Source organism: Vibrio sp. 10N.261.55.F4 (genome assembly GCF_041470465.1).
In the GTDB taxonomy this organism is placed as follows: Bacteria; Pseudomonadota; Gammaproteobacteria; order Enterobacterales; family Vibrionaceae; genus Vibrio; species Vibrio crassostreae_C.
Map to the genome: position 1 here is coordinate 1 of NZ_JBFRMM010000060.1, position 10912 is coordinate 10912.

Annotated in this window: 8 protein-coding genes; all 8 read left to right on the forward strand. The window is 40.7% G+C overall.

What is annotated here, in order from left to right; all coding sequences use genetic code 11:
• The first annotated feature begins 462 nt into the window (after nucleotides 1-462).
• The 8 genes from AB4249_RS21705 to AB4249_RS21740 all read left to right on the forward strand — a co-directional run bounded on the left by AB4249_RS21705 (nucleotide 463) and on the right by AB4249_RS21740 (nucleotide 10764).
• On the forward strand, nucleotides 463-975 hold the full coding sequence (locus tag AB4249_RS21705; protein WP_065583733.1) for a hypothetical protein: 513 nt from the start codon (nucleotides 463-465) through the stop codon (nucleotides 973-975).
• 70 nt (nucleotides 976-1045) lie between these two features.
• On the forward strand, nucleotides 1046-1561 hold the full coding sequence (locus AB4249_RS21710; RefSeq protein ID WP_065583732.1) for a hypothetical protein: 516 nt from the start codon (nucleotides 1046-1048) through the stop codon (nucleotides 1559-1561).
• Nucleotides 1561-4311, forward strand: a complete 2751-nt coding sequence (locus tag AB4249_RS21715; RefSeq protein ID WP_102332845.1) for a TcfC E-set like domain-containing protein — start codon at nucleotides 1561-1563, stop codon at nucleotides 4309-4311. The genes AB4249_RS21710 and AB4249_RS21715 overlap by 1 nt, the downstream gene beginning before the upstream one ends.
• A 10-nt stretch (nucleotides 4312-4321) precedes the next feature.
• A complete protein-coding gene (locus AB4249_RS21720) occupies nucleotides 4322-5044 on the forward strand; it encodes a hypothetical protein (protein ID WP_102321099.1) in 723 nt (240 codons plus the stop codon).
• Complete coding sequence (locus tag AB4249_RS21725; protein WP_102332843.1) at nucleotides 5044-6075, forward strand: hypothetical protein; 1032 nt, start codon at nucleotides 5044-5046, stop codon at nucleotides 6073-6075. Before AB4249_RS21720 ends, AB4249_RS21725 begins: the two co-directional genes overlap by 1 nt.
• A gap of 1 nt (nucleotide 6076) precedes the next feature.
• Nucleotides 6077-6874 carry an outer membrane beta-barrel protein gene (locus tag AB4249_RS21730; protein ID WP_102332842.1) on the forward strand — a complete coding sequence of 266 codons (798 nt, stop codon included), beginning with the start codon at nucleotides 6077-6079 and terminating at the stop codon, nucleotides 6872-6874.
• 394 nt (nucleotides 6875-7268) lie between these two features.
• Nucleotides 7269-7988 (forward strand): hypothetical protein, encoded by a 720-nt coding sequence (locus AB4249_RS21735; protein WP_065583727.1) that lies wholly within the window; start codon nucleotides 7269-7271, stop codon nucleotides 7986-7988.
• Between the two features lie 202 nt (nucleotides 7989-8190).
• The gene (locus AB4249_RS21740; protein ID WP_372104768.1) at nucleotides 8191-10764 is read left to right on the forward strand and encodes an Ig-like domain-containing protein; all 2574 of its coding nucleotides are present in this window, start codon (nucleotides 8191-8193) and stop codon (nucleotides 10762-10764) included.
• Nucleotides 10765-10912: the final 148 nt, after the last annotated feature.

The window sequence follows — 10912 nt, forward strand, 5'->3', positions numbered from 1 at the left end:
GGCTTCGTAATCTTGCCCTGAGGTCGAGCTTAGACAATGTCGGGTCGGCCTCAAGCAGTAACTCAAGCATCTCCTGCTGTGTTAAACCTCGCTCCTTTCTGGCTTGTTCTAAGAAGTGTGCAAACGTGAGTGGCATTCTTTGTCCTCGATAATCTCTATTATGGTAAGTATTGTTCGATTGCTTATGTAATTCAATCTTCTTTTATTAGAATTTAAACTATAGCTTATCGGGCAGGTTTTTATTATAGATGTAGATAAAACGAAGGTAGGTATTACTAGCTTTACTGTTGATGGTTTTATCGAATCGGCATTTTCGGCAAATGGAATTTTCAAATGCCCAATATTTCTTTTCCAGTGTTCCGCATAATTTATTTCGTCCTGTCACCGATGAGCGTTAACAAATTTAAACGCAGGAGCGGGATTACTAATTTATGAAATATTTAATCTTTAAAGGAAAGTAAAATGTTTAACTTCAAAAAAAGCGCACTAGCATCAGTTCTTCTTATGGGTATGGCAGTAAGTGCAGGTGCTAACGCATCTTCAAATGCTACTGTTGTATGGAGTGGCACTGTTCCAGTAACTAACGCATCAGATGCACTTATCATCACTGGCCTAGGAGGTGATACAACAGCGCTTAACGGTACTATCACTCCAAGCACAGACGGTGTGTTTGAATCAGATACTATCGTACTTGAGTCTCACTTAAATGATGGTGATGCTGTTACTCCTGTTGTTGGTGCATTAGCTTCAGCTAACTGGACTCTAGTTGATGCATCAGTAGCTTTTGACGGTGTGGCAAACCCATCTCAAGCTGTTGAGATTAATGTAAATGGTGCACCAGTAGCCGTTGGTGATGTTGTTTCTGGTGAAGAAACTATTTCAACTAAAGTTAAGCAGACTGCTGTATTACCTGAATCTGAAGTAGGTGGAACTACTGTTCAAGCATCAGTAACGGTTATGGCTGACCTTGTTTAATTTGTAGAAAATTCCCGATTCAAAGGCTCGTAGTAATTACGAGCCTTATTTCTCTACGATGGTAGTCAATATGAAAAAAGTTTTAATACTATTGGCTTTCATGAGTATGAATGCCAACGCCGATTTCAAAGTGCTTTACATTACTACGAGCCTCGATGTAGGCAAACTTTATACAAATTCAATTAATTCTGTTGAATTTATTCCGGCAGTTCTGGAGTTGACGTCAAATCAAGACAAAACAAAATTTGATGATGTTAATACCACATTAAGAATTGAAACAGATATACCTTTTGAGTCTTCGGATATTCCTTATATTTCAACGTTAACAAAAAATACGTCAATTTGTACGGACTACTCTGGAGTGAGCAATGTTCAGGATGATTTCGTTACATTAACGATTGACGGGATAAGTTTGTCAGAGGGTGAATCCGTCTCTTTTTCAAATTTCAATTTAAATGATGGCGACAATAAGTATAGTGAGCATGACATTATATTAAGTTTTCAGTCATTTAAAGATATCATCACAGCGGGCCAAGCGGAGAGGTGTAATGGTGAGATAGAGTTCAATATAGAGGTAGATATATAATGTTCAGGTTCAAACTCATAACAATGGCAATTTTAGTGTTATTGCCTGTGTATTCGTATTCAAGTTATAGTCAAAATGTTCTTGAAGGTTTTGAAGAACTGTTTGAATTGAAAGAGTCAACAGTCCGTATACGTAACTTAGATGGTTCCCTTACTTCACCGATCCCATTTTTAACGTCGTTTAACACGTTAAAATTAGACTCGAATAATAAAAAAGCGATCGCACAGGTATCTGACTATTTAAATGATAATACAGTGTCGGCTGAGTACCAGCAGAAGATCATAGATCAATTAATGGTTGGCATACAAGATCAGTCTGAGTGTTTAGGTAAGCTCGATGAGTGTGAGTTGTACCCAGAAACGTTTGAGATCGTTCATAACTATAACGATCAAGAAGTCTATCTTTTTGTATCTCCACAGGTGTTGTCATACTCGAATCTCGATAAAGAACTGGTATACCACTCGTCTCTGAGTCAACACAATGGGTTAATCAATTCATTTGATCTGTACGTGAGTGAATATCAAGATCAAGACTCAATCGTTTCTTTAAATAATGAAACGACACTGGGGCTACCTTACGGATACCTCAAAACTGATTTCAATGCCAACAACAGTGATAACGGTTCTGAATTGTATGAAGCGGCATATCATTTAGATATCGATTCTTACTCAATAAAAGCGGGTCATTTTGAATTTGAGCCAGAGGTTAACTCAACTGACTTCCTGAATAACACCGCTCGAGTTGCTCAAAACTCGCTCACGGTAGGTACCTCTAAAAAGTTGCTCGTAGGCGGACATAATAACGACAAAGTATTGAGCTTTTATGCGCCAACAAGTGGCGGTGTACAAGTTCTTCGTGATGGTCGATTGATTTTTCAAGATAACGTACCAGAAGGGCAGAACTCAATTCCTTACAGCAAGTTACCATCTGGTCGCTATGAAGCTGTACTTGAGGTGACAAGTGGTGGGCAAGTTGTTAATACCCAGACTTATCAAGTATATAACACCAAAGGTGACTCTCTGACTCAGGGGGAAGTGGATTTCGTTGCCACTGCGGGTATGTTTTCAGGAAGCCATTACGACTACACGGAACATGGCATTAAAAATATTGAAGACGATGTTTATGGCAAGGCATTAGCTAACTACCAACTCACCCGTTCGTTGCAAGTAGGCTTGGGCGGCTTGGTCACGGACAGTGGCACTATGTACACCGTTGGTGGTGCATACAATCTGATTGATTGGGATTTGAGTACTGAAGCTGTGTACAGCCAATTCGAAGACGCATCTCACTTTAATGCTAATATCGGTATCCCTTATTTAAGTCTATCTTATGAGTCTCTCGATAATGAACTTGGTGATCCAGTTGCTTCTTATATGTACGGATATGCCGATTATTCACGTCTATCGTTGAATTCTTCGTACAGCTTCCGCGGTGGACAATCTATGTATGCGGTTTACTCGCTTAATAACGACAAGCAGTTAGACAATTTAGGTAACTCGGATGAACAGGAACAGCAGTTTATTTCCGTTGGTTACAGCACGCCCACAGTTTTAGATTCTCGAGTTAATATTAACGTCGATTACTCTGAGGCGACGGACGACATATCAGTTAATTTGTTATGGAGTGTCCCGTTGTCAGACACAGTAGAAACTATCGTGGGCCTGACGAGTGATAGTGATGACATTAATCAATTTAAAACAACAGTAAGACGAAATCAGTTAATTGACTCAGACTCCTTTAATACGTCGCTTGAGGTGAGTAACACCTACGATCGACAACAGGATGATATGTATCAAGATGCGTTATTGGCGACCAGTGGCACGACTAAATACGCTCGAATGAATGCCTCCGCCCATACGTCCACCAATGGCACGAGTGGTATCAATGCTGGCTTGTCTAGCACTCAAATCGTGACGACAGACGGCGTTTATATTACCGATAAAGCGGCAACGTCTTATACGCTTGTCGATATTCATCAGTCGCAGAATACAGAGCAGACGTTTGATGAAAAAGGTTACTTCTCTCTTAAAAAAGAAGGGCGAAACAACAGTAAGTTCATCGTATATAACGATGAAACCGTTGTGCCTTTGGAAGACTATAGTCAATATCGTGCGAAATTTGATTCAGAGAGCGTTGATCTTTACAACTCTGGTGATAGTAACGTAACCGTGTTTACACACCCAGGTACGGTTGCTTCTATTGAGCCAAGAGTTAGTCGCGTCGTTTCGTTTGTTAGCGCCTTTAATGACATATCAGAACAGCCGATTACAGAAGTGAAGTGTCATGGAGAAGGTTGTATTGAAGTCAATGAAATGGCCGACGGTGTTTATAGAGTAACCGTATTGGAAGGCATGAACTTTGAATTGTCAGCGAAAGAAAGCCAATGCTTACTGCCTTATGAATTTACTTCAACAAATCAGATGAACTTTGGTCAAAACTATTGTTTGCCAATAGCTCAAGAAAAGCAGATAGATTTGATTGATGCAGGTGAACGACTACAAGCGATGTATTTAGGTGCATACGAAAGCTCGATTGAACTGAATAAAGCGCTTAAAAAGCTCGAATTACACGGTTATCGAATTATTCAGAAAGAAGTGGGTTCGTTTAAGGCAATTTATATAGCGCATGAATCTATAAACATGGCGGAAACAATAGCGCTTCATAAAAGAGATATCGATCAGTTAAAACTGTTGGCAAAACGACTTTATCGCACCAACGCCATTACATACCCAGTCGCACAAGTTAATTAAGGAGTGGGAAATGAAATCCAATAAAGTTCTACTAAATTTAGTATCACTCACCGCTATATTGTTATCTATAAGTGTACAAGCTTTTACGGTAGATAAAATGGTTATTGTCTCTGATGATAAAGGGAACGGTATCGTTACGTTAACCAACGACGAGTCTCACCCAATTTTTATCCAAGCAAAGGTGGATGAAATAAATATTATTGATGGAGAACAGGTAGAAAAAAAACAATATACAAGAGACAACTTAAACGATTGGAAGGTGTCATTAACGCACCAGAAGGTAGTTTTGAACCCTGGTGAAGAGAAAGACATTGGCATACGTAGTTTATGCCACAACGCTGCATGCGATAATTCAAAAGATTTGATGTTTATGCTGTCTTTTTCTCCAAGTAAATACAGACCTGGTGAAGTAGTGAGTGGTGTGGAAATTAATTACGGATTCGCACCTGTTTATATTATTCCTACAACACAACCGAATTATTCTTACGAATTAACCAACAACGGTGATAGCCTTAGAGTCGAAAATAAAAGTAATACCATGCTCAATTTTTTTGTAGATGCATGTGTTGCTGAAAACAAAGCCCAATGCAAACAAAAATTTACGGTTGTATCGGGAAGGAATAAGACGTTCCCTTTAACCGAAACTATGCGAAATAACGAGTTGACCATTACCGTGACATCTCACGACAGAAGCTATTCAAAGAAAGAAATGGTGACGAGAGGTAAAATATAATGCCTAGACCTATCCTATATATTGTAGCGTTTATTGCATTAATGACGACAAGCATGGCTCAAGCTGCGTTTGAAGTTCGCGCGGAAGTGAAGGCTGGTGGTGTTCGTTGGGACAATGTGACACGTTACAATGGCAAAATGCTGCCAAGTACGTGGGAAACTCCTCCTATGTTGCAGGCTTCAGAAGCTTGGGCGGCCGCGACATTTTCGGGTACACCTCCAACAGAGATGACTTTAATTGGGGGAAATGGGAATACTTCACCGTCAATATCGATCGATATATCGGGCGTTCAATACAATACTACTGGAATTGAATTTGCCCAGTCAGCGAATACGGTAGGTGGTGGGTGCTCATTTGATGAAGTGTCACTACCGATTGTGACTGTTGAAGGTCCAAACTGTGTTTCGTCTGTTCGATTAATTAATAAACAAAAATCGAGCCCATTTATTTTCCTGAGACCTATTTTCGATATTAACGAAAGTGAAATAGTGTCGGCATTAAGTGGGCTACCAGAGGGGCAATATTCAGCTTCAGTGCCGGTAAATATTCGTTACTACTATGAAAATGACGGCATTATGACTTATCGCAACATCAATGAAGTGATGTTGTTTTCATTTGATTATCAGCCTGTTCAACTCGACAGTGTTTTTGTAAGTGGAGATGGTGTCATGACGCCAGTCTACGACACAATTGGCAAAAGAATAACATCGACAACGTCATTTGATATTACAGCGAACGGCTATTTTAATGACGGAATTGTTTTAACAATGCCCTTACAGTCATACGAATTAGTTAATTCAAGTAACCCTGGTGTGGTTATTCCTTACAGCATTCATTGCGATCAGTGCAGCTCTGGTAACTTAGTTGATGAAGGACAATTAATGAATCAAACAACGGCTATTTCAGAAGGAGCTGGAGTGCAAACAAGTATTAACTTTACTTTAGACTTTGATTACGATATTGAGGGCAGTTCTGCTGTTTCCGGAGATTATTTTGATGAAGTAACGATCATGTTGGAGCCTGGTATTTAAGATGAAAAAAATGAACTTAATGTCATCGATTATCGCTGTGTTCTTATCCATAAGTGTATCAGCAGAGGAGCTGCCTATCCAGATGAGTGGTGGCATGACGTTTTCTGCATTTGATGACAACATGGGACAGACTGAAGCACTTGGTTATAAGGCGGCGGTTGGATATAACATTAGTGAAAACGTACTATTTGAACTTGGCTATGCTGATTATTCTGCTTTTTCTGATTCGGAAATAGATAGTTTACGTGCGGTAATGGTTGAAACCGACTTATTGCTACCCGTCAGTGAATTTGCCTCCTTGTATGCAGGAGTCGGGGGCGCGTTTTCTAGTGACGACACCAATTTTACGGCATCGCTTGGTCTTAAATACCAATTGAGTAAAAATTGGAGCGCCGACCTTGGTTACCAAGGCGTCTTTGATTTAGCTCGTCAACAAGACGATCTATACGCATTTAATGCACTGTTGGTTTATCGTTTTTCAAGCAATGAAGCCGCAGAAGGCCTTTCAGATATTAACCCAAGGCCCAATGTTGACCAGCTTGTTGAAGAGTCGACCCAAGTATCAAGGCCGAAAACCCAATTGGCGTCTATTGTCCCAATTAAGAAGGCGCCATCGTGTCAGCAGCGTTTAGTTGAATACCGAGTGGTTCCTGGCGACTATTTGCTCCGAATTGCAAGAGCATTTGATAGCTCACTTGATGAATTAGTCGAAGCAAATCCAAATCTTAATAATCGTGATTTGAATTTGATTTACCCTGAAGAGAAAATACTTTACCCGAAAGTTAGCTGTTTAGATTAAATTGCCTTCCTTGAAACAGAAACACTGCCAATTTTTTGGCAGTGTTTCTTTGTTTGTAGCAGAGAGTATCTCGCCAATGTAAATGATATCTACACTTGTTTAGCTATCTCGCATCTTGCGTTTTTGAAATTCAAGAGTGCCCAATACCTTCAAACCTGAACGCGCGATACTGTTCACCAATCGAGCTACTCACCTTTATCGTTTGGGCTCGTAAATATGAAAACTAATACCTCAATTATATGCATGAAGGTCAAATATAAGAGAGCGGAGTAATGATCGGACCAAATATTTTAAACATGTATGTACTCATTCTTTTCGCGCTTGGTGTTATATACGCTCTGAGCAAAATAGACGAGTAGTATCCTAAAATTTATTATTTTTAGTAGAGAGAAATATGAAAATTAAATATAATCTATTAACAGTATTCGCAATTTGTTCAGCAATGACTTCTACTGCTGCCAATGCTTTTAATGTCGACAAGATGATTGTCGTCGCGGATAAAAAGGGCAATGGTGTCGTGACACTTATTAATGATGAGTCTCACCCGATTTTTGTTAATGGAAAAGTACAAGAAATTCAGTTTATTGATGGCGACAAAATCGTTCGTAATAGTTATACAAGAAACAATCTAGATGATTGGAAAATATCTCTTACGCACCCAAGATTAGTTTTAAGACCTGGTGAAGAGAAAGACGTGGGTGTTCGTAGCTTATGTCACAACACGTCTTGCGATAACAGCAAAGATTTGATGTTTATGCTGCCATTTACTCCTAGTCGTTATAAAGAAGAGGGAGAGAAAATTCACGGTGTCGAGATAAACTATGGTTTTTCACCGGTTTATATTCTGCCTACGACAAAGCCAAGTTTTGATTATAAGATTTACAATCAGGGCGAGAATTTACGCATCGATAATAATAGTAATACGCTAATTGATGTTTATGTTAACTCATGTACAACAGAAAAAAATACGCAATGCAAACAAAAGTTCACTGTTGTATCTGGTCGGGATAAAACGTTTTCTCTTGCGGAATATACGCAAAGTGAACAACTTAATGTAACCGTAACATCTTACGATAAAAAATACTCTAAAGAGATGCAACTGCCTATTCAGTAATAGGAACGCTGAAAATAGACATAATTATAGGCCTTCAATGATTAATGCTAATCAAGGACGATCAGCATTCATTACCCATGTTCAGTGCTAATTTTAGCCTACATGGCATCACTGTTATCAGCAAAGTGTAAATGCCCAATACAACATTAAATACAAATCATAAAATCAATTTTGAAATCAATAAAAAGTAAAGAGAAGTAATATGAACCTTTTAAGCAATAAGCCAGGAGGAAGCATTCCCCTGGGTTTTGTCGTCGCTACTACGCTTACCCTTTTTGGGTGTGGTGGAGAGGGCAGTGAAGGAAGCTCAGCAAGTGTTTCCCCTAATACTCAAAGCGCGACGCTTTCCGCTCAAAATGCTACCTACTCGACTGGCTATGCTGAATCGTTCGAGGTTGACCTGTCGTCAAAGGTATTTTCATCAACGGGTGGTGGCTTTGCGCTGAGTGAAGTCGAGGTCTTGTCTAATGATGATAGCTGCCAAGTAGAAAGTATGACGGAAACAGGGTTTGTAATTCAGGCCTTTGATACCAAGGTGTGTGACTATCGATATCATGTGACTCCTAAAACATTGTCGCCAATGAGCCGTATGGCTGAAGCGCCAATGAGTGATAGTAGTAGCTCAGAAGGTTCGAGTTCTGCGGTTACGCGCATTGCGGTAAGTAGTAATCCTAGCTCAACCGAACTGGTTCCAGTAAGTGCAACAACACTGATTAATGAAGATGTGAGTGTTTTACTGAAGGACGAATTGGAGAAAGTCGGCTTTACGTTAGGTGACGAGTTTGTATTAACGGAGCTTACACTACCGTACGGTCGCTCGAGCTCAGTTCAAATAAATAGTACAGATGACCAGACTATGGATTATACCCCGCCGTCAGGTTTTACCGGCATTGACCGTGTTCTTTATACGTTAGAAGACTCGGTTAATGGCCTTGTGCTGATGGGGGTTTTAGATGTTGCGGTGGGCTACGAAGCTAACCAAGGTTTTACGATTGACGATAATATTGTATATCCAGTTGTTGTCTACGTATTGACCGATGAAGAAATCGACATCAGCGGCTTTGTTTCCTCGGACGATAGTGATGATTATCAATTGGTGTATGTTGAATCGTTTAACGCAAAAGCGGTACCTAAAGATCCACTGGACACTCAGAATAAAACGATCGTCTTTCAAGCGTCACAACCAGGTTACCACTATATTAGTTTTGCGGTTAGTGATCATAATGGAGTGTATGACATGGGTTTGATTCGTGTTGAAGTGACCGATCCTAATCAGTCATCAAAATGGGACGACATTTCTCATTTGTTGGATCTCTATATTGGACCACCCACCGCACTTGATGCAGCCGGGCAAGGCTCGCCTTATGATATAAAACTGAACGATGATGGCTACAGCCCAGCGATTGATATGGCTGGTTTTCGTTATCCGTCGGCCGTAGCATACTGCGACACCATCGGTGGTTCAGTGCCGACGTTTGATCAACTTAAGCTGATGGCCACTGATACCGATGTTCAGGCGTTACATAACTGGCCTGTTAAAGCGCAATACCTCGCTTATGATGACGGAGCAGATCTGGTTAAGTGGGTGGATCTTAAAGATGGCAGCACCCTTACAGGCGATGTCGATCCAACATCGGCTTATTATGTGACATGTGTTAAGCAAGGTTTAATTACTGTATTGCCTACCTCAAGCACGGAAGTTGTCGCGGATGGAGTTGATGTTGGTTCTGTATTTGTTGAGTTAAAACTCGGTCAAGAAGTAAGACCAGATACCCTTGTGACGGCTTCTGTCTCTAGCCCAAATGTGACATTGGACAGCGATAACGTTACCACAGACAGCTATGGTATTGCCGAGTTTCGCTTAACCAGTTTAAAAGCGGAAACCGTCACATTAACCCTTGATGTGGGTGGCATTACTCAAGACTATGAAGTTAAGTTTATTGGTGATGAAAAGACGGCTGCAGTGTCATCAGAAGCAACGATTGACACGGTACCTTATACGTCAGTGGAAGGTGGCCAGGTTACTGCGACCTTGACCGATCAAAATAGCAACCCAGTAGAAGGTTACTCAGTCATTTCAGTGGTAAGTACAGAACAGCACCCAGACACCGCAGAAATGGTTACTCCTATCCTTGAAGCGGAAACGACTCAAACCGATGAATCAGGTGAGCAAAAAGTGCGGGTAAAGTGGGATACAAACTATCAAACCCCAACAACGACCATGACCTTTGATGTGGCGTCATCTTACACCACAACAACCAATACACAGACTAATGCGATTAGCCAAGTTACCTTTCATGCCTTATTGTGTGGTGGCCAAGTTGGGGATGATGATCAACAAAACGCCGCGGGTGCCTGTGTTAAAATTGCGGAAAGCGATGGAAAGTTGTTTACCGGTACTCCAAGTGAGAGCTTTTTAAACGCTGTTGGCTATAGTAATTACAACGGTAGTCATGTTGAAATTAGCCCTGATGATGGTCCTTCAGGATCGTTTGCAATGTTTAGTTTTACTGAAGCACATAGCCTTTGTGAACATTATAATACACTTGAGCTTAACGGGAGAGATGATTGGGCTTTAGCAAATATGGATGAGTTGATGAGTCTTTCTAGTAACTTTGGTCACATGTACACCGCGAAGGGTTGGGCGACCAGCAGCTTCTACTGGTCGTCGACGGCTAGTGGTTCCGTCTACTACCGCGTGAACCTCCGCTCTGGCACCGTCAGCAGCAGCGGCCCATCCAATCTGTTCTACGTCTCGTGCGTATCAGGTTCTTAGGGTTCAACGTTCAGAGTTTGCGGCCCGCAGGGCCGTTTTTTCTTTTTATAGAGGGTAGCGGTTTATTTTCTAAACTCAGTAAGGATTAATATGGATATTGAAACAAAACTCAAGCTTAGTCAGCAACAAGGCTTTGTTTCCTAAATCA

Coding starts and splice junctions, on each gene's coding strand:
- AB4249_RS21715 (WP_102332845.1), top strand. CDS start 1,561: ATGTTCAGGTTCAAACTCATAACAATGGCAATTTTAGTGTTATTGCCT.
- AB4249_RS21730 (WP_102332842.1), top strand. CDS start 6,077: ATGAAAAAAATGAACTTAATGTCATCGATTATCGCTGTGTTCTTATCC.
- AB4249_RS21740 (WP_372104768.1), top strand. CDS start 8,191: ATGAACCTTTTAAGCAATAAGCCAGGAGGAAGCATTCCCCTGGGTTTT.
- AB4249_RS21725 (WP_102332843.1), top strand. CDS start 5,044: ATGCCTAGACCTATCCTATATATTGTAGCGTTTATTGCATTAATGACG.
- AB4249_RS21735 (WP_065583727.1), top strand. CDS start 7,269: ATGAAAATTAAATATAATCTATTAACAGTATTCGCAATTTGTTCAGCA.
- AB4249_RS21710 (WP_065583732.1), top strand. CDS start 1,046: ATGAAAAAAGTTTTAATACTATTGGCTTTCATGAGTATGAATGCCAAC.
- AB4249_RS21705 (WP_065583733.1), top strand. CDS start 463: ATGTTTAACTTCAAAAAAAGCGCACTAGCATCAGTTCTTCTTATGGGT.
- AB4249_RS21720 (WP_102321099.1), top strand. CDS start 4,322: ATGAAATCCAATAAAGTTCTACTAAATTTAGTATCACTCACCGCTATA.